This is a genomic window from Luteibacter aegosomatis (assembly GCF_023078455.1).
Classification (GTDB): domain Bacteria; phylum Pseudomonadota; class Gammaproteobacteria; order Xanthomonadales; family Rhodanobacteraceae; genus Luteibacter; species Luteibacter aegosomatis.
In genome coordinates, this window is record NZ_CP095740.1 from 795766 (window position 1) to 820790 (window position 25025).

The window sequence follows — 25025 nt, forward strand, 5'->3', positions numbered from 1 at the left end:
GCAAATTAGCATGCTAATGGGTGGGCATCGCAAACTCTGCGCCCGCGCTTTCGCCGTGGTTCAGCCAGCGCTGTGTAATGGCTTTCTGTTTTGTGTAGAAGCGCACGGATTCCGGGCCGTGCGCGTGGTGGTCACCCATGAGGCTTTTCTTCCAGCCACCGAAACTGTGGAACGCCATCGGTACGGGAATGGGCACGTTGATGCCGACCATGCCGACCTGTACGCGATGGGAAAACTCACGCGCGACGTGTCCGTCCCGCGTGAAGATCGAGGTGCCGTTGCCGTATTCGTGAGCGCTAACGTATTCCAGGGCCGTAGCGAAATCCGGCACGCGCACCACGCATAGCACCGGACCGAAGATCTCTTCCTTGTAGATGCGCATGTCGGTGGTGACGCGATCGAACAGCGTGCCGCCCACGAAGAAGCCTTGTTCGCATCCGGCTACGCGATGGCCGCGACCGTCGACGACCAGTTCCGCACCGGCCGCGACGCCGTCGTCGATGTATCCGGTGATGCGATCGCGATGCGCGCCGGTGACCACCGGACCCATTTCCACGCTCTCGTCGAGGCCATGGCCGATGCGCAGCGATTCGACGCGCGGCTTGAGCTTGGCGACCAGGGCGTCGGCCGTGGCATCGCCGACGGCCAGCGCGACCGAAATCGCCATGCAGCGCTCGCCCGCCGCGCCGTAGCCGGCTCCTATCAGCGCATCGGCCGCCTTGTCGACATCGGCGTCAGGCATGATCACCATGTGGTTCTTCGCGCCGCCGAGCGCCTGCACGCGCTTGCCGTGCGCCGTGCCGCGCGCGTAGATGTATTCGGCGATGGGCGTGGAACCGACGAAGCTCACCGCTCGCACGAGGTCGTGGTCGAGCAGGGCGTCCACGGCGGTCTTGTCGCCATGGATCACGTTGAACACGCCATCGGGCAGGCCGGCCTCCTTCAGCAGGAGCGCCAGTTCGACGGCCAGCGACGGATCGCGCTCGGACGGCTTCAGCACGAAGCTGTTGCCGCAGGCGATGGCCATGGGAAACATCCACATGGGCACCATGGCGGGAAAGTTGAACGGCGTGATGCCGGCGCACACGCCGAGCGCCTGGCGCACCGTCCAGGCATCGATGCCGTTGGCGATCTGCTCGGTGTACTCGCCCTTGAGCAGTTCGGGAATGCCGCAGGCGTATTCGACCACCTCGAGGCCGCGCACGAGCTCGCCCTTCGCATCGGACAGCACCTTGCCGTGCTCGGCGACGATGAGGCGCGCCAGGCGGTCCATGTCGCGCTCGATCAGTTCCTTGAAACGGAACATCACGCGTGCGCGCCGGAGCGCAGGCGTCTGCGACCAGGCGGGGAAGGCCGCGTGCGCCGCGCGTACGGCGGCATCCACGTCGGCGACGGAGGCGAGGGCGACTTCGGCGGAGACGGTGCCGCGCGCGGGGTCGTACACCGGCGCGCTGCCGGAAGGCGAACCCGCATAGGGCTTGCCGGCCACGAAATGGCCGATGCGGGCGAGGGTATCGTTCGAGGGCTGGGCGGACATGCGGATACTCCGGACGGCGCGGGTCAGCGCGCGATCATCCATTCGTGGGCGGGATCGTTGCGGAAATGCCACTCGCGGCGCGGGCCGGCCATGACGTTGAGGTAATAGCCGCGGTAGCCGTGCGGCATCACCACGGGGTGGTAGCCGCGCGGCACCATCACCACGTCGTGATCGCCGACGGCCATCGATTCGTCGATGTCGCGCTCGTCGGTGTAGACGCGCTGGAAGGCGAAGCCCTGCGGCGGATCGATGCGGTGGTAATAGGTCTCTTCGAGCACGCTTTCGTCGGGAAGCGCATCGGTATCGTGCTTGTGCGGGGGGTAGCTCGACGAATGCCCGGCGGGCGTGAGCACTTCCACGACGAGGAGCGATTCGGCCGGTTCGGTCTCCGGCAGGATGTCGCAGACGTAGCGCGTGTTCGCGCCCGTGCCGCGCACCGAGCGCTTCATGGTGGAGGGATCGATCAGGCGCGCGCCGAACTTGCCCGTGCCCGGTGCGGTGGCGATGGCGAGTTCGGCATCGGTGGACGCCGTGACGCGGAAGACCGAGCCCGGTGGCGCGTAGACGGCATGCGGCGAACGGTCGTCGAACACGCTCGCGCGGCCGCCCAGCGAAGTCCACGCCTGGCCGCCGACGTCGACGTCGACCGTGCCCGTCAGCACGACCAGGCAGCCCTCGCGATCGGCGGGAAGGGTGATGTCGGTGCGTTCGCCCGCGCCGAGCCTTCTCGCCTCGAAGCCCACGTGCTTCCACTTCGCCGATTCGGGCGTGACCTTGACGATCGCCTCGCCGCGCGGCGCGGACTTGACCAGCAGGCTCATGCGACCTCCCTGACCGGCTCGCGGTCGAGCAACGCGCGCAGCGTGCGGTAGCCCTTGTCGGCGTACGCATAGCTGGGCGCCACGGCGGGATCCTGTTCGGCCTCGACCACCAGCCAGCCCCGGTATCCGTGGGCGCGAAGCCGGTCGACGATGGCGGCGAAGTCGATCACGCCGTCGCCGGGTACGGTGAACGCGCCGTTGAGCACGGATTCGAGGAAGGTCCAGTGCCGGTTGCGCGCGAGCTTCACCACGTCGGGACGCACGTCCTTGCAGTGCACGTGGCAGATGCGGCCGATGTGGCGATCGAGCACGGCCACCGGATCGCCACCGCCGAAGAAGGTATGCCCGCTGTCGAAGAGCAGGCCCACTTCGTCGCCCGTATGCGCCATGAGCCGGTCGATGTCGTCGGGGGATTCGACGTAGGCGCCCATGTGGTGGTGATACGCCAGGCGCACGCCATGCGAGAGCGTGAAGCGGGCGAAGTCCGTGAGGTTCTCGCCATAGCGTTTCCATGCGTCGTCGGTGCGGAACCTCGGGCGCTTGTACAGCGACAGGGGTTCGCCCTGGATGGCATCGGCGACCTCGCCATACACCATCACCTTGCAGCCATTCTCGGCCAAAAGGCGCAGGTGGGCGCCGACCGCCTCGCTTTCCTCTTTCGCGGAACGGGTGGCGGCCCGCCCCGAGTACCAGCCCGACACCACGTCCAGTCCGTAACCGGCCATGAGGTCGCGCAGTTCGGCAGGGTCTTTCGGAAACTTGTTGCCGAGTTCGAAGCCTTCGTAGCCGATGGCCTTGCCTTCGGTGAGGGCGGTGGACAACGGCGTCTCGCCACCCAGCGAAGGCAGGTCGTCGTTGCTCCAGGAGATGGGGTTGATGCCGATGCGGATGGGGTCGTTCTTCATGGGGACGTGTTCCCGGCCTTGCGGCCAGCGATGGCGGTTTCGTAGGCCGAGCGCGCGTCGCGCACGGCGGTCCGCGTGGAGACTTCCGGCACCGCCACTTCCCACCATGCGCCGCCGTCGTCGGTGGTGCGGGCGGGGTCGGTGTCGATGCAGACGAGGTAGGTGCGGTCGGCGGCGCGGGCGCGCTCGAGCGCGGATTCCAGCCCGGCGATGTCGGCCACGTGCTCGGCGATGGCGCCGAGCGAGCGCGCATGGGCGGCGAAATCGATGCGCGGTGCGCCGTGGCGGCCCTGTACGCAATCGTCGAGCAGGTTGTTGAACGGCGCGCCGCCGGTGGCCTGTTGCAGGCGGTTGATGCAGCCGTAACCGCGATTGTCGAGCACCACGATGACGAGCTTGGCGTCGAGCATCACCGAGGTGGCGATCTCGGAATTCATCATGAGGTAGCTGCCGTCGCCGACCATCACGATCACCTCGCGGTCGGGGTGGGCCATCTTCACGCCGAGGCCGCCGGCGATTTCGTAGCCCATGCACGAGTAGCCGTACTCCATGTGGTAACCGCCGGCGGTTTCCGTGCGCCAGAGTTTTTCCAGTTCGGCGGGGAGCGTGCCCGCGGCGCAGACCACGATGTCGTTCATCGCCGAGCGGGTGGACGACCGCTGCACGGCGCCGATGACTTCGCCGTCGTAGGGCAGGCGGCCCGGCGGCAGGTGGCGCTCCGCCGTGATGCGCGACACGGTGTCCACCCATTGGCGGGCGGCCCGGCGGGCCCGTTCGGTCCACGCATCGGGCGCGGCCCATTCCTCGAGGCCGAAGCTCAGGTCGTCGAGCACCTGGGCGGCGTCGCCGATCACCTCGATGCCGTCGCCCTTGAGCGAGTCGAACGTGTTCACGTTGACCGAGAGGATCGGCACGTGGCGGAACAAGGCGTTCGAACCGGTGGTGAAATCCTGCAGGCGGGTGCCCACCGCGATCACGAGGTCGGCTTCGCGGAGCAGGGCGTTGGCGGCGGTGGAACCGCTCACCCCGGCGGGGCCGAGTTGCAGCGGATGGTTCCACGGCATCGCGCCCTTGCCTGCCTGCGTCTCGCACACAGGCACGCCGTGTTTGTCGGCGAAGGCGAGCAGTTCGGGCGTGGCCTTCGCATACAGCGCGCCGCCGCCGGCCACGATCACCGGCCGCTGGGACGCCTCGATGGCATCGAGCGCGAGCATGAGTTCGTCGTCGGTGGGGATGGGCGCGCGGAACACGATCTCGCGCGGTTCGAAGAACGACGCGGGGAAGTCATAGGCTTCGGCCTGCACGTCCTGCGGCAGGGCCAGCGTCACCGGGCCGCAGAGCGCGGGATCGGTGAGCGCGCGGATCGCGCGCGGCAGGGCCGTGAGCAACTGCTCGGGGCGGACGATGCGATCGAAGTAGCGCGACACGGGGCGCAGGCAATCGTTCACCGTGACGGTGCCGTCGGCGAAGTCTTCCAGCTGTTGCAGCACGGGATCGGGCGCGCGCGACACGAACACGTCGCCGGGCAGGAGCAGCACCGGCAGGCGGTTGACGTGGGCCAGCGCGGCGGCGGTCACCAGGTTCGTCGCACCCGGGCCGATCGAGGTGGTCACCGCCATCATGCGGCGGCGCATGCTGGCCTTGGCGTAGGCGATGGCGGCGTGCGCCATCGCCTGTTCGTTGTGCGCGCGATAGGTCGGCAGCTCGTGGCGGGCCTCGTAAAGCGCTTCGCCGAGGCCGGCGACGTTGCCATGGCCGAAGATGGCGAAGACGCCGCCGAACAAGGGCTCGGCCCGCTCGGCATCGGCGTCGCGGGCACGCAAGGCGCTCAGGTATCGGACCAGCGCCTGGGCGCAGGTGAGGCGGATCGTGGCGCTCATGCGGCCGCACCTTCCTCGACCGACGTGAGCCGCGACCGTCGCCACAGCGCGATCATCTGCTCGAAGGCGGCGCGGGCCTGCGCGACGAAGGTGTCGTCGTCGATGCGCCCGGCCAGCCAAGCGCCCGCCGGTTCGACGAAGAGCGTGCGCCCCACGGCGAAACCGCGACAGGTACGGCTGCCCGCGGCGTGGGCGAAGCCCTCGGTCAGGGTTTCCAGGGAGGCGTTGAGGCCGAGCAGGAGCACGCCGCGGCAATGCGGATCGCGCTCTTCGATGAGCGCGTCCACGGCCTTCCAGGTGGCGCGGTCCAGCGGGCAGAGCTTCCACCAGTCGGGTCGGATGCCGAGGTTGTAGATGCGTTTGAGCGCGCGCAGCGTGAGTTCGTCGCGTCGCGCGAGATCCTTGCAACCGGGCGGGATCACTTCCAGCAGCAGCTCGTGGCCGCTGAGCTTCGCGGCGTCGTAGAGCGAGCGCAGCTGGGTTTCCTGTTCCACGCGGTGCACGGCGGGCGCATCGGGATCGAAGTGCACCAGGCACTTGATCACGTGTTCCTTCGGCCAGCTCACGAGCTGGCTGCCGATCGAGCGGCCACGCTCGAACTCCAGCGGGTTGGAGCCGGAGACTTCCACCGGGCGGCCGATCCACCAGCCGCGGCCGGTCGCGGCATTGAGCGCGTCTTGGCCGTAGCGGTCGTCGCACAGCAGGCCGACGTGGCCTTGCAGGTCGCCCGCGCGTTCGGTGGCTGCCACGGCGTCCACGAGCAGTGTCTTCAGGCGCGGCAAGCGGGCTTCGTCGCCGCCGGTTTCGCGAACCAGCTCGAAGAACGGCACGCGGTGATCGAAGGCGAAGACGTAGAGTTCGTCCCACGCGCGCCGCGGTATCGCCGTGCGGTGCAGGTGCGACAGCTCGTCGTCGAGGTCGGGGCGGCGGACCGCATCCGCCCGGGCGAGGAAGGCGTCCAGCTCGGCACGGCCGGGCATGGCCGGCGCGCAGCCGTGGCGGGAGACCACGAGGGCGCCGCAGGCGTTGGCGTAGGCGCAGGCGCGTTCGACGGATTCGCCGCGCAACCAGCCGCTGAGGAATCCGGCGAGGAAGGCGTCGCCCGCGCCGAGCACGTTGAGCACGTCGACGCGCGAACCGCGGTACGTCGGCGCGTCGTCGACGTCGTTCGGTACGGGACCGTCGATCACGCTGCAACCGAGCGGGCCGCGTTTCACGAGCAGGGTGGCGTCGGTCAGGGCGCGCACCGTGCGCAGCGCGGTGACGAGGTCTTCGCTGCCGCCCGCGATGTGGAATTCCTCCTCGGTGCCGACGACGAGGTCGAACAGCGAAAGCACGTCCTGCAGGTGCCGGGTCACGCCGCCGTCGGCGATGAAGCGACGCTCGCCGTCGGCGCGGCCGGTGAGGCCCCAGAGGACGGGGCGATAGTCAATGTCGAGTACCGTGCGCACGTCGTGCGCGCGGGCCAGTTCGAGTGCGCGACGGCTCGCCGCGAGCACGCCGGGCTGGGACAGGTGGGTGCCGGTGATCGCCAGCGCGCGGCATCCGGCGATGAAATGCTCGTCGATGTCCTGTTCGGTCAGCGCCATGTCGGCGCAGTTCTCGCGATAGAACAGCAGCGGGAAGGTCTCGCGGTCCTTGATGCCGAGGATGGCCAGCGCGGTGAGATGCTCGAGGTCGGGCGTGACCTGGCTCACGTCGCAGCCCTCGGCCGCCAGCGTCTCGGTGAGGAAGCGGCCCATGTGGTCGTCGCCGACGCGGGCGATCATCGCCGAGCGCAGGCCGAGGCGGGCCGTGCCGAAGGCCACGTTGGCGGACGATCCGCCCAGGTACTTGGCGAAGCTGGTGACGTCTTCCAGGCGCGCGCCGATCTGCTGCGCGTAGAGGTCGACCGCCAGCCGGCCGATGCAGGCGACGTCGACGGGGCGGGAGGGAGAGCGGGGCAAGGGACTGCGCATGGGCGAGGGTTTCCGTGGGTCAGGCCGCGCGGCCTTCCAGTTCGTCGACGAGGTTCTGTATTTCGGTACCGCCGGCCATCATGTCGAGGACTTCTTCCTTGGAGATGTCGGCCTTGGCGAACGTGCCCATCGACTGGCCGCGGTTGAGCAGCGTGAAACTGTCGGCGATGGGGTAGGCGTGGTGGACGTTGTGGGTGATGAATATCACCGAGATGCCGCGCTCGCGGGCCTTGTGGATCAGCTTGAGCACGTTGCACGACTGCTTGACGCCGAGCGCGGCGGTGGGCTCGTCCAGGATCAGCACCTTGGCGCCGAAGTGGATGGCGCGGGCGATGGCCAGGCACTGGCGCTCGCCGCCGGACATGGTGCCCACCGCCTGGCCGGCGTCGCGCACGACGATGCCCATCTCGGCCAGCTTCTCGCGGGCCGTTTCGTTGGCGTACTTCATGTCGATCACGGGGATCATGCCGAACAGCTTGCGGCGCGGCTCACGGCCGGCGAAGAAGTTGCGCGCCACGCTCATCAGCGGCACCAGGGCGAGGTCCTGGTAGACGGTGGCGATGCCCCGGTCGAGCGCCTCGCGCGGCGAACTGAAGCGTACCGGCTGGCCTTCCACCCGGTACTGCCCGCTGCTGGGCGAATGCACGCCGGCCAGCGTCTTGATGAGGGTGGACTTGCCCGCGCCGTTGTCGCCCAGGAGGCAGTGCACCTCACCGCGCTTCAGGCGCAGGGTGACGCCGCGCAGGGCGATCACCGTGCCGAAGAACTTGCTGACGTCGTCCAGCTCGAGGATGTAATCGTCGGCCATGGTCATGCTCACTTGCCGCTCGAGGCGCGGCTGCGGATGTAATGGTTGAACAGCACCGCGATCAGCAGCATGCCGCCGAGGAAAACGCGATACCAATCCGAATCGATGTTGGTGTACGAGATGCCGATCTGCACCACGCCGAAGATGACCGCGCCGAAGCATGCGCCGATCACCGAGCCGAAGCCGCCGGTGAGCAGCGTGCCGCCGATCACCACCGCGATGATGGCTTCGAATTCCTTCTGCAGGCCGCGGTCGGACGCGGCCGAGCCGAACTCGGCCACCTGCAGCACGCCGAACAGGCAGGCGCAGAAGGCGGTGAGCACGAACAGCGAGATCTTCACGCGGCGTACCGGCACGCCGACGTTCTTGGCCGCGTTGGCGTCGCCGCCGACGGTGTAGATCCAGTTGCCGAAGCGGGTGCGGGCGAGGGTGAAGCCGCAAGCCACCGCCAGCCCGATCCACCACAGCAGCACCTTGGGGATGCCGTCGACCACCGGCTCGCCGTTGGGGAAGCTGTCGACGATGCCGTGGTGGGCAAGGAAGACGAACAGCCCGTGCAGGGTGGTGCCGGAGAACAGCGCCTGCACCACCGGCGCCGCACCGAACTTGTCGCCGACGCCGCTGACGATGGTGCTGTTGGCGAAGGTGGTGGACAGCACCAGGGTGAGGCCGCGCAGGATGAACATGAAGGCCAGCGTGACGATGAACGAGGGCAGCTTCGTGCGTACCACGAGATAGCCGTTCAACGCGCCCAGCGCCATGCAGGCGGCGAAGGCGAAGATCACCGAGGCCCACAGCGGCCATCCCAGGTACATGGGCGGGATGGCCACGGCGACGCCGGCGAAGCCGATCATCGAGCCCATCGACAGGTCGAACTCGCCGGCGATCATCAGCAGGCAGGCGCCCACGGCGAGGATGCCGAGGTAACCGGCCACCTTGGCCCAGTTGATGACGCCGTCGAGGGCGAACATGCCCGAATCGCCGGCGAAGATGCCGAAGAACGCGAAGACGAGCACGGTGCCCGCGATGGCGCCCAGTTCGGGCCGGTCGAGGAGAACGCGCCACGGGGAAATCTTCCGTACGCGTTCGTCCGCTGGTTGACGCTCGATCATGTGGCTGACGCTCTGGTGTATGGCACTCATGGGATGGTTTCCGCTCAGCGGTACTGGCCCGCGTATTTCTCGACGGTGGAGACGTTGTCCTTGGTGACGAAGGCCGGGCCGGAACTGACGCCGGTGGCGGTGTAGATGGGCTTGAGGTCGTACTGCTTCAGGCGCGCCTGGAATTTCGGGTTGGCCTTGAGCGCGGCGATGATCTTCGCGGGGTCTTTCGTGTTCTGTTCGTTCGCGATCACCAGCGCGGCGATGCCCATGTAGCCCTGCAGGTAAGGCTGCTGGTCGATGGCGTACTGGATGGTGCCGGACTTGATGCCGTCGATGATGGCGGGCGAGAGGTCGAAGGTGCCGAAATAGATCGAGCCCTTCAGGTGCAGGTCGTTCACCACCTTGATCGCGGGTTCCGCGGCATTGGGGCCGAGCGCGAGGATGGCTTCGGTCTTGGGATGCGAGCGCAGGTAGGCGCTGAGCTTGCTCGAGACCACGGTCGGGTCCATGCCGGTGTCGATCATGGAGGTCTGTCGCCAGTCCTTGATGCCCAACGCGTCGGCGAAGCCCTGGCAGCGCTCGAACGAGGCGTTGTTGGTGGCGTAATGGTTCACGCAGACGAAGCTCTTCTTGCCGGCCGCCTTGGCGCGTTCGCCCGCCGCCTTGCCCGCGTCGTACTCGCCCTGGCCGATGTGCATCAGGGCGCCGAGCTTCTTGCTCTCCTCCGGCGTGCCGGAGTTGATCGTGACGATGGGAATGCCCTTGGCGGCGACCTTGGCGGCCGGTGCCTTGAGCACGGCGTAGCTGGCGATGTCGAAGGCCACGCCCTTGTAGTTGCGCGCGGCGGCGGATTCGAGCTGGCGGGCCATTTCGCTCAGGTCGCCGTTGCCCGAGCCGCGGTAGTCGACGGCCACGCCGAAATCGTCGCCCGCCTGCTTGATGGCGTTCTTGATCGTGTTCCACCACGAGTCGGAATCGGCGGCGTGGGTGACCAGCACGTAGCGGTCGCCCGAAGCGGCCTGGGTGGCGGGAGCGGCGAGACCGAGGCCCACGGCGAGGGCAGCGGCCAGCGAGGCGAGGAACGGTTTGGATCGCATGATGCCTCCAGGTGAAGGGTGTCGGACGCGATACGGCCTTGCGGCCGGGTTTTGCCGAAAGCGGGTCGAGCATGGCCCCGTGGAACGCCGGTTGCAATTTGCATTGCAGCATAAAAATAAATGGAAAAAATGTTCCATGACTGCTTCAATGCGCCTCGTCCCACCCGACGGAGCGGCCGATGGCCAAACCCAGCGAAGCCGATCAGCTCATGCAGCGCATCGCCGACGAGTTCGAGGCGTTGCCGCGCCAATTGCAGGGCGTGGCGCGCTACCTGGAAGCGCATCGCGGCTCGATCATGCTGCAGCGGGTCGGCGAAATCGCCGAGGGCTCGGGCGTGCATGCCTCGGCCGTGGTCCGTTTCGCCCAGCGCTTCGGCTATTCGGGCTTCAGCGAAATGCAGGCGGTGTTCCGCGATGCCTGGACCGCGCAGGCCACGCCGTCGCGCAGCTACCAGCAGCGCATCCGCAGCGTCATCGACCGTTCGGGCGACATGCGTCCGGTGGAAATCGCCTCGCGCTTCATCGATGCCAGCCGCGTGGCCCTCGACGAGCTGTCGTCGGAGCTGGACGAAGCGCGCTTCCAGAAAGCCGTGGACCTGCTCGCCGCGGCGGAGAACATCTACGTGATCGGCGTGCGCCGCTCGTTCGCCATCGCCAGCTACATCGCCTACGCCCTGCAGCACACGCCCAAGCGCGTGCACCTGGTCAACGGCCTCGGCGGCATGTATCGCGAGCAGCTGCGCAGCATGGGCAAGGGCGATGCGCTGATCGCCATCAGCTTCCCGCCGTTCGGCAAGGAAACCCTCTACGCGATGCGCGTGGCGCAGCAGCATCGTGCCGACGTGCTCGCGATCACCGAGAGCGATCTCGGCCCGCTGTCGCGCCATTCCGACGTGCTGCTGAAGGTGAAGGAGGGCAGCGCGTTCGCCTTCCGTGGCCTTACCAGCACCATGTGCCTTTGCCAGGCGCTCTTCGTCGCGCTGGCCTACAAACTCGAACTGACCGTTGAAGAAACCGTTCCCCGAGGAGAATACGATGATTGAAGTTGCCGTTTTCGGTGCCGGTCGCATCGGCAAGATCCACGCGGCCAACGTGGCCCGCCATCCCCAGGCGCGGCTGCGTTACGTGGTGGACGTGCACGAGCCGTCGGCCAAGGCGCTGGCCGAGACGCATGGCGCGAAGGTCGCGAGCGTCGACGAGGCGCTGAACGATCCTTCCGTCGGCGCGGTGGTGATCGGCTCCAGCACCGACACGCACGCCGACCTGATCCATCGCGCGGCGGCCGCGGGCAAGGCGATCTTCTGCGAAAAGCCCGTGGATCTCGACGTCGAGCGCGCGCGTGGATGCCAGGCCGCGGTGGAGAAGGCCGGCGTCACCTGCATGATCGCCTTCCAGCGGCGTTTCGATCCGACGTTCTCGTCGCTGAAGAAGCGCCTTGACGACGGCGAGGTCGGCACGCCCGAAGTGCTCGTGGTCACCAGCCGCGATCCCGGCGCGCCGCCGGTGAGCTACATCAAGAGTTCGGGCGGCATCTTCAAGGACATGCTGATCCACGATTTCGACATCTTCCGCTGGATCCTCGACGACGTGGCCGTGAGCGTGCATGCCTCGGGCAGTTGCCTCACCGATCCGGCCATCGAGGAGGCGGGCGACATCGACACCACGGCCGTCACCATCCGCACGAAGAAGGGGCGGTTGTGCCAGATCAATACCTCGCGCCGCGCGGCATACGGCTACGACCAGCGCTTCGAGGTGCTCGGCAGCAAGGGCATGCTCCAGGCGGGCAACGTCGCGCCGACGCAGGTGGTCTCGCATACCGCCGCGAACATCGCGCACGACCTGCCCGAGCACTTCTTCCTCGAGCGTTATCGCGAGGCGTATGCGGCGGAGATCGCGCATTTCTTCGACGCGCTGTCCGGGGGCACGCCGGTGCGCACGACCATCGCCGACGGCATCAAGGCGCTCGAGCTGGCCGAGGCGGCCGCGCGCTCGTGGCGCGAGGGCCAGGCCGTGCAGGTGAACATCTAGGGGTGATGGCATGAACAAGCTTCGTATCGGCTTGGCGGGCCTGGGCCGCCTGGGCCAGCGTTACGCGGAGAACCTTTCGCGTGCCGTGCCGCGCGCCGAGCTGGTGGCCGTGTGCAGTCCCGTCGAAGGGGAGCGTGCATGGGCGCGCGACAACATCGGCGTGGCGGCCATTCACGATCGCTACGAAGCGATGCTTGCCGATCCCGGCATCGACGCGGTGTTCCTCGTTACGCCGACGTCGTTGCATCCGGCGCAGATCGCGCAGGCGCTGGATGCGGGCAAGCATGTGTTCTGCGAAAAGCCGCTGTCGCTCGACCTCGACGAATGCCGCCGCGCCGCGGCGCACGCCGCGGCCGCGGAGAAACGCGCGATGGTGGGTTTCGTGCGACGCTTCGACGAAAGCTATCGCGACGCCTTCCGGCACATCGAGGCGGGCGGCATCGGCCGACCTTTCCTCGTCTACTCGCAGACGGCCGACCTGGCCGATCCGACGGGTGCCTTCCTGAAGTTCGCGCCCACCAGCGGCGGCATTTTCCTGGATTGCAGCGTGCACGACGTGGACCTCGCGCGCTGGCTGCTCGGGCGGCCGAAGGCCTTGAAGGCCTATGCGGCCGGTACGGTGGCGATGTATCCCCCGCTGGAAGATATCGGCGACGTCGACAACGGCATCGCCATCGTCGAGTTCGAAGGCGGGCGCATGGCGATGTTCCACGCCTCGCGCACGCAGGCGCACGGCCACGACACGCACACCGACGTGACCGGCACCGCGGGCAAGCTGAGCATCGGGCGCAATCCGCGGGCGAACCGGGTGGAGATCTCCGACGCGGGCGGCGTGAGGAACACGGTGGTGCCGTCGTTCTACGAGCGGTTCGCGCCGGCCTTCGTGACGCAGGCGAAGCATTTCGTCGACGCGGTGCTGGATGACACGCCGTTCGACCTCACCATGGACGACGCGGTGGAAGCGACGCGGATCGCGGTGGCGATGCGGGAGTCGTTGCAGTCGGGTGGGGTGGTGGCGTTGGACTGAGGCGCGGGAGACGCCGGGTTCCTGCCTTCCCAGGAACGACGACGTACAAGATTCGACGTTGCGCATGAGCATCCTCACGTCGTTCCTGCGAAGGCAGGAACCCGGCGTCTCACCGCTCCCGCCCTTTTAAATGTCCCTTCATCCACCGGGATGACGCGCCGCAACAACCCCTCCCGTATAATGCCCGGGCCATGTCCCTCCCATCCTTAGTCCCCCATCGCGGACGGCGTTTCGCCGTCACCGCGCGGATCCTCTCCGCGGTCGTCTTCACGTTCGTCTGCTACCTCGGCATCGGCATTCCGCTCGCGGTGCTGCCCGGCTTCGTGCACGGGGGCCTGGGCTATTCCACGGTGCTGGCGGGCTTGGCGGTGAGCGTCCAGTACGCCTCCACCCTGTTGAGCCGCCCCCATGCCGGGCGCATGGCCGACGCCATGGGCCCCAAGCGCGCCGTGGTGGCCGGGTTGATCGTGTTCGCGCTGGCGGGTCTGTTCCTCGCCCTGGCCGCGCTGGTGCCCAAGACACCGGCGCTGTCCCTGGCGCTGATCGTGCTGAGCCGCTTCGGCCTCGGTTTCGCCGAGAGCTGGGTGGGTACCGGCTGCATCGCCTGGGGTATCGCGGGCATCGGCGGCGAGCACACGGCCCGCGTGATTTCCTGGAACGGCATCGCCACCTATGGCGGCATCGCCCTCGGCGCCCCCCTGGGCGTGAAGCTCGCGGCCGACCATGGCTTCATCGCGCTGGGCGTCGTCACCTTCGCGCTGGGTGTCCTGGTGCTGCCGTTCGCGCTGTGGAAAGCCCACGTGCCGCCGACCCACGGCGAGCGCCTGTCGTTCGGCAGCGTGCTGTCGCGGGTGACGCCCTACGGCGCGGGCCTTGCCCTGGGTTCGATCGGTTTCGGTTCGCTGTCCACCTTCGTGGCGTTGTATTACGCCAGCCGGGGCTGGGAGGGCGCCGCGCTGTCGTTGTCCGTGTTCGGCGGCTGTTTCATCGGCATGCGCCTGGTGTTCGGCAACGCCATCGACCGCTTCGGCGGCTATCGCGTGGCGATCGCCTCGCTGGCCATCGAATGCCTTGGCCTGATCCTGCTCTGGCAGGGCGGCACGCCGCATCTCGCGCTGGCGGGCGCGGCGCTGACCGGCGCCGGTTTCGCCCTGGTCTTTCCTTCGCTGGGCGTCGAAGCCGTCAGTCGCGTGAGCACGCACAATCGCGGCGCCGCGCTGGGCGCGTATTCGGTGTTCCTGGACGTGGCGTTGGGCGTCACCGGCCCGCTGGGCGGATGGATCGCAGGACGTTTCGATTACCCGGGCATTTTCCTGATGGCGGCGTTCGCGTCGCTGGCTGGCGTGCTGCTATCGATCTCGCTCTATCTGCGCTTCGGCCGGGCATAATGCCCGCCTGATCCTTCACGAGTCCGCTTCATGCCATACGATCGCAGCTGGATGGGCTACGGCATCGTCGGTGCCTTGCAGGCGGGTGGCATCGCCCTGCTCGTCGGCATCGTGATGTACCTGCTGGTGCGCGCCCTGTTCGGCAAGGGCGGCGGCTGGAGCGACGGCAAGGAGCTTTCGGTCGCCTACGCGCTCACCATCGTCGTGGCCGCGGGGCAGGACATGTGGAACCTGTTCTACTTCAACGTGGTGCCGATGCAGTCGCCGTCGTTGCTGCGGATCAAGCTGGCGGCGGTGCACGATCCGGATGCGATCGGCTTGCGGGTGCTGTTCGAGTTGCTGGGTGGATTGCTCGGGGCCGCGATCGGCTGGGCCCTGTTTTCGGGCGGGTTCAAGCGGTTGCTGGGGCACGTGCGGGGGGACTGAGGCCGAAACCGGTCGCCATGCCCGGTTATCGTCGATGCCCGAACATCCAGCGCCACAGATCCGGCTCGGCATACGCCTTGTCCCACGACCCATGCCCCACGCCCGGGTACTCGGTGTACTTCACCACCGCGTGGCGCTTCTCCAGCGCCGCATGCATCCGGCGCGACTGCTCGGTGGGCACCACGTCGTCGGCGCCGCCGTGGAAGATCCACACCGGCAGCTTGCCGATCTTCTTCGCCGTCCAGTCGAAGGCGTCCGCGCCGTCGGGCACGCCGTGCACGTAGAGCGAACGCTCATCGGAAAGCGACGTCACGCCGCCGCAGATGATCGCCGCCGCCGCGAAGATGCCAGGATGGTCCACCGCCAACTGCCATGAGCCGTAGCCGCCCATCGACAGCCCGGTGAGGTACAGGCGATGCCGGTCGCCGTGGAAATCCTCGATCGCATGGTCGAGTGCGGCCATCGCCATGTCGGCGTTGTCGCGGTCGGTCCATTCCTGGCCGTCGGGCACCTGCGGCACGACCACCACGGCCGGGAAGTCCGGATGGTCGTCGAGCCAATGCGGCAGCCCCTGGGTGAGCTGCTTGCGGTTGTCGCTGCCGCGCTCGCCGCTGCCGTGCAGGAAGAGCACCACGGCGGGATGGCCCTCGAGGCTCGCGGGTACGAACACCTGGTAGCGATACGTCTTGCCGTGCACGGCGAGGCTGCGTTCGACGAAACCCGACGTCGCGGCGAGCGCGTTGCCGGTCATGGCGGTGGCGGCGAGGAAGGCCAGGGTGCGGATCATCGACAGGTTTCCGGTGGATGGCGTGGGAGTCGACTTTGTCGGCGTTTCGAGTGAGTGGCAAGCCCCTCGCCGTCATAGCACGGGATCGACCACGGCGGTGTGGCGGCGGTCCCGTACACGTCATATGCGTTTCGTCAGAACGCCAGGCGCCCGAGCGACGCGCCGCCGTCGACGTGCAAGGTCTGCCCCGTCATGAAGCTGGCTTGCTCCGACAGCAGGAAGGCGACGGTCGCCGCTATCTCGTCGGGTTTCCCGAAGCGACCCATCGGCACGCCCGCCAGGTAGCGTCTCTCGCCTTCGCTTCCGGGTGGATTATTGGCGCGGAACAACTCGGTTTCGGTGGGACCGGGCGCGACCGCGTTGACCGTGATACCCGTATCCGCCAGCTCCAGCGCCCAGCTGCGCGTGAAGCTGACCAGCGCCGCCTTGGCGGCCGCATACGCCGTGCGCTGCGGCATGCCGAGGATGGTCAGGCTGGAGATGTTGACGACGCGGCCCCAGCCCCTCGCCTTCATGCCGGGCAGGGCCGCCTGCGCCGCCAGGAGGGCAGGATGCAGATTGACGCCGAAGACCTCGTCCAGAGCCGGCAAGGTGACGTCCGCCAGCAGGGCCGGACGCACCAGCCCGACGTTGTTCACCACGCCATCGAGCGTGAAGCGCTGCGCGATGTCCCGCAACGTCGCGTGCGTGGCGGTGTCGTCGCTCAGGTCGACGGGAACGAACGTGCCGGGAAACTCGGCGGGTGCCGAACGTGCCAGGCCGACCACATGATGGCCGGCGTCGGCGAGCCTCGCCGAGAGCGCCAGGCCGATACCCTTGCTGGCGCCGGTGATGAGAAAGGTGCGGGACATGCGGATTCCTTCGCCGCCCACCGTACGGCGGGCGGCATGCGTGGTTCAGGCAGTGGCCTTGCGAATGGGCGGCAGCATGTGGCGATGCGTCGACGTCGATCATGACGGCGTCCCTGTTGGAACACGGTGGAGACGGGTACAGCTGGTGGACCGTCCACCCGATTCTGAACCGTGCTCCAAGGGAATGGCAGGGACGATCCGGCGATAATCCCTATTCCCCGTCGGAATGAATACGGATCCCTTGCCGGCCACGATCGCGGCCAAGCGTGTGGTGGCCGACGCAGCGTCAGAGCACCGGATCGAACATGCGGGCCACGTGCAATGCCACGCGCGACAGATAGGGCAGGCGGCGGTAATCGTTCGGATTGACCTCGTCGCTTCGCGCGAGGTCGGCTTTGAGCATGGCTTCCACCTCGCCGGCGAAGGCCTCGTCGACGTTGAGCGCGGCGATCTCGAAATTCAGGCGGAAGCTGCGGTTGTCGAGGTTCATGCTGCCGATCACCGCGGTGTCGTGGTCGATGAGCATCACCTTCTGGTGGGTGAATCCGTCATGGAAGCGGAAGACGCGGATGCCGGCGACGGTGGCTTCGTGCGCGTAGAGCGTCGAGGCCATGAAGACCGTGCGGTGGTCGGGGCGATCGGGAATGAGGATGCGCACGTCCACGCCGCGGAATACCGCCAGCCGCAGCGCGCCGAACACGGCGGCATCGGGCACGAAATACGGCGTGGTGATCCAGATGCGTTTCTTCGCGGCGTGGATCGCCTGGGTGAAGAATAGCGAGCAGCTCTCCTGGCGGTCGGCGGGGCCCGTGGCGACGATCATGCTCGCCGCGCGCCCGCATCGCTCCAGCGGCGCCAGCGACGGGGGCCGCCGGCCGGTGACCCAGTACCAGTCTTCGGCGAAGGCGCGTTGCAGGTCGGCCACGGCCGGCCCTTCGATGCCCATGTGCGTGTCGCGCCAGGGCGACAGGACGGGGTTGGCGCCGAGGTATTCGTCGCCCGCATTGAGGCCGCCGACGAAACCGTGCGTGCCGTCCACCACCAGGACCTTGCGATGGTTGCGGAAGTTGAGCTGAAAGCGGTTGCGCCAGCGTCGCGTGGCGAACGGCCGTGCCTGCACCCCGCCCTGGCGCAGCCGCTCCACGAAGCGGTCGGGCAGGGCATGGCTGCCGATGCCGTCGTAGAGCAGGCAGACCTTCACCCCGGCGGCGGCGCGTTCGAGCAGGGCATCGCGCAGGCGCCCGCCGAGGTCGTCGTCGTGGATGATGAAGAACTGCACCAGCACGTACTGCTCCGCGCGGGCGATGGCGGCGAGCATGGCATCGAAGGCGGCCTGGCCGTCGACGAGCAGGGTCAGCGCGTTGCCCCCGTGCATGGCGGTCTTGAGCATGTGGCCGATGGGGGCATAGCGGGGGTCGTGGACCGTGTCCGGCCGATGCACCGCGCCGTCCCGCGGCGGCCGGCTCGCTTCGTCGTGCAGCATGAAGAAACGCGACTGGCGCTGCCGGTGAAGGTCGACGTAGCCGCCGAAGTGGCTGGCGCCGAGGAACAGGTAGGGCACCAGGGCCACGTACGGGACCAGCACCAGCCCGAGCGACCAGGCGAAGGCGCCCTGGGCGGTGCGGGTATGCATCACCGCATGCATGGCCGCGAAGATCCCGGCCACGTGGAGGCTCAGGGCGGCCAGGGCGATCAGCGTGGTGATCACGGCCGGCGGCCTCCGATCTTCAAGTCTGCGGCAACAGTGTTTGTCGCGCGGGAGCGTTTTTGCATGGGCAGCAGCACGGGACAATAGGCGCCTTCGTTTTCGTCGAGCCTATCCTATGAATCCCTCGCCTTCCCGTCTGCCCCTGCTGGCATTGGCGGTGGCCGCCTTTGCCATCGGCACCACCGAGTTCGTGATCATGGGCCTGCTGCCGGAGGTGGCCGCCGACCTGCGCGTGAGCATTCCCTCGGCGGGCATGCTGGTTTCCGGCTATGCGCTGGGCGTGGCCGTGGGCGCGCCGCTGCTGGCCGCGCTCACCGCGAAGCTGGAGCGCAAGCGCGCCCTGCTGTTGCTGCTGGGCCTGTTCATCCTCGGCAACCTGCTCTGCGCCGTGGCGCCGAACTACGGCATGCTGATGACCGCTCGCGTGGTCGCGGCGTTCTGCCATGGTTCGTTCTTCGGCATCGGCGCCGTGGTGGCCGCCCACCTGGTGCCGGCGAACCAGCGGGCCCGGGCCATCGCGCTGATGTTCGCCGGGCTGACGCTGGCCAACGTGCTGGGCGTGCCGTTCGGCACCTTTCTCGGCCAATGGGCCGGCTGGCGCGCCACGTTCTGGGCGGTGACCGTGCTGGGCGTGCTCGCCGCGGTGGCGGTGATCCGTTTCGTGCCCGCGTTGCCCCACCTGCGCGCACCGGACATGCGCCGCGAACTGCGGGTGTTGCGCGAACCGCAGGCGCTGATCGCGTTGGGCATGACGGTGCTGGGTTTCGGCGGCGTGTTCACCGTGTTCACCTATATCGCGCCGATCCTCCAGGAACAGTCGCACGTGAGCCCGCATTGGACCGGCGCCGTGCTGGTGCTCTTCGGCGTCGGTACCACGATCGGCAACATGCTCGGCGGTCGCCTGGCCGACTGGCGCCTCATGCCCTCGCTGATGGGCATCCTCGTCGTGCTGGCCGCGTTGCTGGTCGTGTTCGCCTGGACCATGCATTCCACCCTGGCGGCCATCGTCACCGTCTTCGTCTGGGGCATCGCCTCGTTCGCCACGGTCGCGCCGTTGCAGTCGCGCGTGGTACACGTGGCGGGCGATGCGCCGAATCTCGCTTCCACGCTGAACATCGCCGCGTTCAACCTCGGCAATGCCGGTGGCGCGTGGCTGGGTGGCGTGGTGATCGCCGCGGGCCTGGGCCTGCCGGCCGTGAGCCTGGCGGGTGCCGCGGTGACCGTGGCCGGCCTGCTGGCGACCGTCGCGAGCGTGATGCTCGAACGCCGCTCCACCCTGGTTCCCCTCGTCGAACGCGCCTGATCTTCCGGAGACAAACCAAGCCATGAAAGCCGTCGTCCATGTCCAGTCGTTGCCCGCCGACGATGCGCGCAGCCTCGCCGATGCCGATCTGCCCGAACCGTCGCCCGGGCCTCGCGACCTGCTGGTGAAAGTGGAAGCGATCTCGGTCAATCCGGTGGATACCAAGATCCGCCGGCGCAAGGCGGGCAGTGAGGGCCAGGGCGTGCTCGGTTGGGATGCGGCCGGTACGGTCGTGGCCGTGGGTGCCGAGGTCGGCCGCTTCAAGCCCGGCGATGCCGTGTGGTACGCGGGCGAACTGGAGCGCCCCGGCACCAACGCCGAGCATCAGGTGGTCGACGAACGCATCGTCGGCCGCAAGCCGTCCACGCTGGGCATGGCCGAGGCGGCGGCGTTGCCGCTGACGGCGGTCACCGCGTGGGAGCTGATGTTCGAGCGCATGGGCGTGCCGTTCGGCACGCAGGGACGCCCGGCCACGCTGCTGGTCGTGGGCGCGGCCGGTGGCGTGGGTTCCATCGCGGTGCAACTGGCGCGCAAGATGACCGGCCTCACCGTGATCGGCACGGCGTCGCGCCCGGAAACCCGTCAGTGGGTCGAAGCGATGGGTGCGCACCACGTGGTCGACCATTCGCGCCCGCTGGAGGCGGAGGTGCGTGCCGTGGCGCCGGAAGGCGTCGACTACGTGCTTTCCCTCACGCGCACGGAGTTGCACTATCCGGCGTTGGTGGAGCTGCTCAAGCCGCACGGCAAGCTCGGTCTCATCGACGATCCCGACGACTCGATCGATATCCGCCTGCTCAAGCGCAAGAGCCTGTCGCTGCATTGGGAGTTGATGTACACGCGGTCGCTGTTCCGCACCGAGGACATGGGCGAACAGGGACGCATCCTCGACGAGGTGGCTAACCTGGTGGATGCGGGCGTGGTGCGCACGACGATGCGGGAAAACGTCGGCACGGTTAACGCGGCCAACCTGTGGCGCGCGCACGAGAAGCTGGAAAGCGGGAGCACGATCGGTAAGGTGGTGCTCGAGGGGTTCTGAAGGCTCGAGGCATCCGAGCCCACCTACCGGAGGGGTGGGAGCGGACTCTGTCCGCGAACCCTCAGCCCTGACCGGATACGAATGAGGCTATGCGTTGATCGGGCGAGATTCCAAACGCTCGCACCATCAACGCATAGCCTCATTCACCCTAGCCTGCTCGAGGGTTCGCGGACAGGGTCCGCTCCCACCCCTCCGGTAGGCGGGGTTTCGTGACTACTTCGATGCCACCAGCATGTTCGCCACCGCTTGCGCCTGCTTGCGGATCTCGGGAACGGCCGTGGATTCCCACAACGCCCCGCGCAGCAGGCTGCCGATGGCGAACAGGTTGTTGCGCGGCTTGCCTGTCGCGTCGAGCAGGTGGCCGTCGGGCAGGGCGGCGAGACCCAGGCCCAATGGATCGGGCGTGACCAGCTTGTCGACGACGAGCTGGCTCACGAGGCGGTGCTCGGTGCGCAGCGTGTCGGTGTTGAGGCCCACCGTCTGGATCACGATGTCGTAGGGCTCGGTGACTTCGCTGCCTCCGGGCAGGGCGCGCACCACGTCGAGATGGCCGTCCATGGACAGCTTCACCGAGCGCATGCGACCGCGGCGGCGCTGGAGGCGTTCGGCTTTTTCCAGTTCGACCACCGACGCGGTGACCTGCGGCGGCATGCGATGGCGCGCGCGTTCCCATGCCCAGCGTGCGTGACGCAGGAAGCGGGCCCGTTCGGCCTCGGGCAGGTCGCGCCATAGCGATTGCGTGTGCGGACGCATGCCGTCGATGACGGTGCGCCAATCCTCGGCGTGCGCCACGGCATCGCGCAGCTTGTGCAGCCACACGCGCACGTTTGGGTCGTCCCGGAGGGATTCCACCAGTTCGTCGCCGTCGGCTGAGGGTGCCGAGACGGCGGCCAGGTGCGGTTCGGGCAACTTGCCGTGGCGGGACAACGCGGTGAAGCGTGCGTTCGGCCAGCGTGCCGAGAGTTCGAGGAGCACGTCGACGGCGGTGAGGCCGAGGCCGATCACCAGCACGCGCAGGGGACGGTCGTCCTGCGCGGCGGAGGCGAGGTAGGGCCATGGATCGGTGACGTAGCGACCGCTGGCGATCGCGGCATCTTCCACGCCCGGCAAGGGGCGCGGCGGCAGCGAGCCGATGGCGAGCACCGCGGCGTCGGCATGGGCTTCCTCGTCGCCATAGCCGATGGTGATGCCTTCGCTCGACGGCACCAGCGAGTCGGCGGCGAAAGGCACCACGTTGACGTCGTGGCCATACGTGTGGGCGTTCTTCAGCGCCTGCTCGACGCGCGAGCGCAGGAAATCGCCGTAGAGGCGACGCGGCAGGAAATCGGATCCCTTGACGCTCGCGTCGAGCGCCTGGGCGTATTCGAGGAATCCGCCGGGCTTGCTGACGAACATACCCATCGACGCGGCGCGCACGTTGAGCAGGTGGCGGTCCGACGGCGTGCCATAGGCCACGCCACGACCCGGCTCGGCGCGACCCGCGTACCAGTCCAGGTGGAGCGGACGCGGCGTGCGTCGCTCCAGCAACTCGCTCACCAGCGTCGCCGCTGCCGCGCCACCGCCGATGATGGCGACTTTCTGAAACATGCGTTTGGTCCTTCGCCCGTATGTGGGGGTGGAGGGCCGTGAGACCGTCAGGCCGTCAGGCGTCCCGCGATGATCGACTGCCTCGGTCGTGCGATCCAGTGCTCGGACGGACCGGGCTGCTCGTAGGCGAGATACTGTGCCAGATCGCCACCGTAGACGTGAAGGGTGAGCGCCGTATCGTGCCGCGATAAATTGCGGCAACGATGCGCGTGCACCTCGGTGGAGTCGAACCACGTGGCGTCGCCCGGTCCCAACCAGGTGCGGCCGCTGCTGCGCAGGGAATGTTCGTCGTCGCCCTTGTCGAACGACTCCACTTCGAGCGCGCCCGCGATGGTCGCTTCCAGGCCCCACAACCCGCCGTGGTCGTGCACGGGCGTGGTGTAGCCGGGCGGCCAGGCCATGACGAGCACGCTGACCGGCGGCTTCGACCGTTCGGCGAGCATCCAGCGCTCGAAACCGCGACGGCGCTCGCGCAAGCCGCCCAGCGAGGCGATCACCTCGTCGTGGCGCGAATGCAGCAGGCGACCGATCTCGCGGCCCATCGAGGCCAGATCCGGCAGTTCGGCCTGCGACAGGTCGAAAGCGACGTCGCGCAGGCTGCTGATGATGGAAGAACGTTTGCCCATGGAGGGAGGGGTCCCGCCCCGTGAATCGACTGGCGGGGAGTGGACCATGTGGCTCGTTAAAGCCGTGTAACCCCGAAATGTCGCGAAGGCGCTAAACCCTTCACCCGCGCCGTGCATCCAAAGCCACGAACCGCCCGGTCGGCGGTCCGTCCAATGGAGAGCAAAGCCATGATCGTGTTCACCTCGCTCGTCGTCCTCGCTGCCGGCTTCTGGCTGGTGTTCGCCGTGCTGGGCGCGGTACTGAAGCTGGTCTTCGGGATCGTCGGTGGCGTGTTCAGTCTGATCGACAGCCTCGTCGGCGCCCTGGTCGGCGGCATCGCGATGCTGCTGGTGGCTCCGGTGGTCGCGCTGGCGCTGATGCCGGTTCTCCTCCCGGTGGCCTTGCTCGCTCTGATCGTCTGGGCCATCGCCCGCAGCCATCGCAAGCCCGAGGTGGTGGTGGTGCCGGCATCGCGGTAGTCCGCCGCACCGGCGCAGGTCAGATCTTGCGCAGGTCGAACGCCACGGGAATGCGTGCCCAGGCGCGCACGGCACGGCCGTTCGCCTGCGCCGGCTGGAATCGCCACGCGGCCAGCACCTGGTCGCGCGCCGCCGCGTCGAGGATGGCGTGCCCGCTGCTTTGCTCGATCTCCACCTGCACGGGCTTGCCGGTCTCGTCCACGAGCACGCGTAGCGTGACCGTGCCTTCCATGTGTCGCTGCAAGGCCGCGCGCGGATAGGCGGGAGCGGGCGCCGACACATAGGCCAGCTTCGCTTCCACGGGGGCGCTTTCGACCGCCGGCGCGACGGGTGCGGTGTCCACCGGCGTGGACGGCACCATCGGCGCGCTGCCTTCGTCGGTGGGTACCACGGCCGGCGGCGTCACGGGTTGCGGTTTGGGAACGACCGTCGTCGACGCATGGCGCACGACCGGTAACGGCTTCAGGTCGATCGGCGGCGGGGGGATCGGCTTGGGCTCGACGGGATGATCGATGATCCGTAGGGACGCACTGGCCAGCGGCGTGGTGACGATCTGCGCCACCATCGGCCGCATGACGGCGATGAGCGCGGCGGCGTTGAGGGCGATCGCGGCACTCATGGCGACGATGCGGACGGTATCCGGGTGAATCCCGGCCTGGGACGACGGACGAGCGAACGACATGAGCCACCTCCTGCAACGTGGGGGGAAGGTGATGCCTGGTTTGCCGAACACGGCCGTGGGGAACGGCGGGGATCGTGTTCGATTTCAGATTTATCTCACGCCGTGGAAACTTGCAATATCGGAACAGGAGGTGGGCGATCAGTGCGCGACGAGCATCGGCACGTCGGATTGCATGAAGAGGTAGCGCGTGGTGCCGCCGAGCACCATTTCGGAAAGGCGCGAGCGGCCCCAGGCGCCCATCACGATGAGGTCGGCCTTTTCCGCGTGGGCGATGTCGAGCAATGCCGGACCGGGCGCGGCTTTCGCGCCGTCGTCGAGGCGGCGCACCGTGGCGGTGACGCCGTGGCTGTCGAGCCAGTGGCAGATGTCGGTATCGGGCAGCGCGCAGGTGTCGATGTCTTCGTCGCGGCTGCCGTCGATGACGGTGACGCGCGCGGCGCGGCGCAGCAGGTGCAACGACGAACGCACCGCCAGCGCCGATTCGCGGCTGCCGCTCCATGCCACCAGCACGTGCTCGCCCAGCGTCCCGACCGGCGCGTTGTCGGGTACCACCAGCACGCCGCGACTGGACGCGAACACGGTGCGCGATACCACGCCGAACCCGATGGGCGCATCGCCGCGCATGGTGGACGACCGCTCCATCACCACGAGGTCGTAACCCGCCGAGGCATGCGCGAGCAGGGTGACGGTGTCGCCGTTGGCGACGCGCCATTTGCCATGCAGGCCGTGCGAGGCGAGAAGTGCGGTCCACTCGTCGGCCACGGCACGGGCGTCGGTCGTGCGCTGGCGCACCGCATCCAACTGCAGGGGCACGGCTTCGGGCACGGTGAAGGCGGCGGCGGGAAGGTCGACCACGTGCATGGCGTCGAGCCGGGCGCCCATCCGCGTGGCCATGGCCAGCGCCGCGCGCAGGCCCGCGCCCTGCAAGGGCAGGCGGGGGACGTGCAGGAGCAGTTCGAGGGTCATGCCCGCATGGAACACCGCCGGAGGGACGAGGTCAATGCCCCT

The 25025-nt window shown here is 68.1% G+C and carries 23 protein-coding genes; 8 read left to right on the forward strand and 15 right to left on the reverse strand.

Annotated features, from left to right (window positions below; genetic code table 11):
• Positions 1 to 13: 13 nt before the first annotated feature.
• Genes L2Y94_RS03500 through L2Y94_RS03535 form a run of 8 tightly spaced genes read right to left on the reverse strand, consistent with a single transcriptional unit; the run spans position 14 to position 10109 of the window.
• Positions 14 to 1537 (reverse strand): CoA-acylating methylmalonate-semialdehyde dehydrogenase, encoded by a 1524-nt coding sequence (locus L2Y94_RS03500; protein WP_247373156.1) that lies wholly within the window; start codon positions 1535 to 1537, stop codon positions 14 to 16.
• Between the two features lie 23 nt (positions 1538 to 1560).
• Positions 1561 to 2358, reverse strand: coding sequence for a 5-deoxy-glucuronate isomerase (gene iolB / locus L2Y94_RS03505; protein WP_247373157.1), 798 nt, complete (start codon positions 2356 to 2358; stop codon positions 1561 to 1563).
• On the reverse strand, positions 2355 to 3263 hold the full coding sequence (gene iolE, locus L2Y94_RS03510; RefSeq protein ID WP_247373158.1) for a myo-inosose-2 dehydratase: 909 nt from the start codon (positions 3261 to 3263) through the stop codon (positions 2355 to 2357). Before iolE ends, iolB begins: the two co-directional genes overlap by 4 nt.
• On the reverse strand, positions 3260 to 5143 hold the full coding sequence (iolD, locus tag L2Y94_RS03515) for a 3D-(3,5/4)-trihydroxycyclohexane-1,2-dione acylhydrolase (decyclizing) (protein WP_247373159.1): 1884 nt from the start codon (positions 5141 to 5143) through the stop codon (positions 3260 to 3262). The genes iolE and iolD overlap by 4 nt, the downstream gene beginning before the upstream one ends.
• Positions 5140 to 7101 carry a bifunctional 5-dehydro-2-deoxygluconokinase/5-dehydro-2-deoxyphosphogluconate aldolase gene (locus tag L2Y94_RS03520; RefSeq protein WP_247373160.1) on the reverse strand — a complete coding sequence of 654 codons (1962 nt, stop codon included), beginning with the start codon at positions 7099 to 7101 and terminating at the stop codon, positions 5140 to 5142. The genes iolD and L2Y94_RS03520 overlap by 4 nt, the downstream gene beginning before the upstream one ends.
• 19 nt (positions 7102 to 7120) lie before the next feature.
• On the reverse strand, positions 7121 to 7915 hold the full coding sequence (locus tag L2Y94_RS03525) for an ATP-binding cassette domain-containing protein (RefSeq protein WP_247375104.1): 795 nt from the start codon (positions 7913 to 7915) through the stop codon (positions 7121 to 7123).
• A 2-nt stretch (positions 7916 to 7917) separates the two neighbouring features.
• Entirely contained in the window at positions 7918 to 9051 is a 1134-nt protein-coding gene (locus L2Y94_RS03530; RefSeq protein WP_144915028.1) for an ABC transporter permease, read from the reverse strand.
• A 14-nt stretch (positions 9052 to 9065) separates the two neighbouring features.
• Positions 9066 to 10109: a sugar ABC transporter substrate-binding protein gene (locus L2Y94_RS03535; protein WP_144915026.1), complete on the reverse strand. Its 1044-nt coding sequence runs from the start codon at positions 10107 to 10109 to the stop codon at positions 9066 to 9068.
• A gap of 179 nt (positions 10110 to 10288) precedes the next feature.
• Between L2Y94_RS03535 and L2Y94_RS03540 the strand changes: the two genes are divergently transcribed.
• The 5 genes from L2Y94_RS03540 (at position 10289) to L2Y94_RS03560 (ending at position 14978) form a co-directional block, all read left to right on the forward strand.
• Positions 10289 to 11152, forward strand: coding sequence for a MurR/RpiR family transcriptional regulator (locus L2Y94_RS03540; protein WP_144915023.1), 864 nt, complete (start codon positions 10289 to 10291; stop codon positions 11150 to 11152).
• Positions 11145 to 12137 carry an inositol 2-dehydrogenase gene (gene iolG, locus L2Y94_RS03545; RefSeq protein ID WP_247373161.1) on the forward strand — a complete coding sequence of 331 codons (993 nt, stop codon included), beginning with the start codon at positions 11145 to 11147 and terminating at the stop codon, positions 12135 to 12137. Before L2Y94_RS03540 ends, iolG begins: the two co-directional genes overlap by 8 nt.
• 10 nt (positions 12138 to 12147) lie before the next feature.
• Positions 12148 to 13164, forward strand: a complete 1017-nt coding sequence (locus tag L2Y94_RS03550) for a Gfo/Idh/MocA family oxidoreductase (RefSeq protein WP_247373163.1) — start codon at positions 12148 to 12150, stop codon at positions 13162 to 13164.
• 191 nt (positions 13165 to 13355) lie between these two features.
• Positions 13356 to 14552: an MFS transporter gene (locus L2Y94_RS03555; RefSeq protein ID WP_247373165.1), complete on the forward strand. Its 1197-nt coding sequence runs from the start codon at positions 13356 to 13358 to the stop codon at positions 14550 to 14552.
• Positions 14553 to 14582: 30 nt separating this feature from the next.
• The gene (locus L2Y94_RS03560; RefSeq protein ID WP_247373167.1) at positions 14583 to 14978 is read left to right on the forward strand and encodes a hypothetical protein; all 396 of its coding nucleotides are present in this window, start codon (positions 14583 to 14585) and stop codon (positions 14976 to 14978) included.
• A 25-nt stretch (positions 14979 to 15003) separates the two neighbouring features.
• On the opposite strand, the gene L2Y94_RS03565 is transcribed toward L2Y94_RS03560, so the two are convergent.
• The 3 genes from L2Y94_RS03565 to cls form a co-directional block, all read right to left on the reverse strand.
• Entirely contained in the window at positions 15004 to 15765 is a 762-nt protein-coding gene (locus tag L2Y94_RS03565; protein WP_247373168.1) for a carboxylesterase family protein, read from the reverse strand.
• A gap of 134 nt (positions 15766 to 15899) precedes the next feature.
• On the reverse strand, positions 15900 to 16616 hold the full coding sequence (locus tag L2Y94_RS03570) for an SDR family oxidoreductase (RefSeq protein ID WP_247373169.1): 717 nt from the start codon (positions 16614 to 16616) through the stop codon (positions 15900 to 15902).
• 286 nt (positions 16617 to 16902) lie between these two features.
• Positions 16903 to 18324, reverse strand: a complete 1422-nt coding sequence (gene cls / locus L2Y94_RS03575) for a cardiolipin synthase (RefSeq protein ID WP_247373170.1) — start codon at positions 18322 to 18324, stop codon at positions 16903 to 16905.
• A gap of 115 nt (positions 18325 to 18439) precedes the next feature.
• Between cls and L2Y94_RS03580 the strand changes: the two genes are divergently transcribed.
• Positions 18440 to 19627, forward strand: a complete 1188-nt coding sequence (locus L2Y94_RS03580) for an MFS transporter (RefSeq protein WP_247373171.1) — start codon at positions 18440 to 18442, stop codon at positions 19625 to 19627.
• Positions 19628 to 19649: 22 nt separating this feature from the next.
• Positions 19650 to 20663: a zinc-binding alcohol dehydrogenase family protein gene (locus L2Y94_RS03585; RefSeq protein ID WP_247373172.1), complete on the forward strand. Its 1014-nt coding sequence runs from the start codon at positions 19650 to 19652 to the stop codon at positions 20661 to 20663.
• A 213-nt stretch (positions 20664 to 20876) separates the two neighbouring features.
• Here the strand turns inward: L2Y94_RS03585 and L2Y94_RS03590 are convergent, their stop codons facing one another.
• Together L2Y94_RS03590 and L2Y94_RS03595 are read right to left on the reverse strand one after the other, a co-directional pair.
• Entirely contained in the window at positions 20877 to 22250 is a 1374-nt protein-coding gene (locus L2Y94_RS03590; RefSeq protein ID WP_247373173.1) for an FAD/NAD(P)-binding protein, read from the reverse strand.
• 47 nt (positions 22251 to 22297) lie between these two features.
• A complete protein-coding gene (locus L2Y94_RS03595) occupies positions 22298 to 22876 on the reverse strand; it encodes a cysteine dioxygenase (RefSeq protein WP_247373174.1) in 579 nt (192 codons plus the stop codon).
• 168 nt (positions 22877 to 23044) lie between these two features.
• Here L2Y94_RS03595 and L2Y94_RS03600 point away from each other — a divergent pair, with 168 nt between their 5' ends.
• A complete protein-coding gene (locus L2Y94_RS03600; protein ID WP_247373175.1) occupies positions 23045 to 23335 on the forward strand; it encodes a hypothetical protein in 291 nt (96 codons plus the stop codon).
• A 19-nt stretch (positions 23336 to 23354) separates the two neighbouring features.
• Here the strand turns inward: L2Y94_RS03600 and L2Y94_RS03605 are convergent, their stop codons facing one another.
• Both L2Y94_RS03605 and L2Y94_RS03610 read right to left on the reverse strand, forming a co-directional pair.
• Positions 23355 to 24017 (reverse strand): energy transducer TonB, encoded by a 663-nt coding sequence (locus L2Y94_RS03605; RefSeq protein ID WP_247373176.1) that lies wholly within the window; start codon positions 24015 to 24017, stop codon positions 23355 to 23357.
• A 138-nt stretch (positions 24018 to 24155) separates the two neighbouring features.
• Positions 24156 to 24983, reverse strand: a complete 828-nt coding sequence (locus L2Y94_RS03610) for a universal stress protein (RefSeq protein WP_247373177.1) — start codon at positions 24981 to 24983, stop codon at positions 24156 to 24158.
• Between the last annotated feature and the right edge of the window lie 42 nt (positions 24984 to 25025).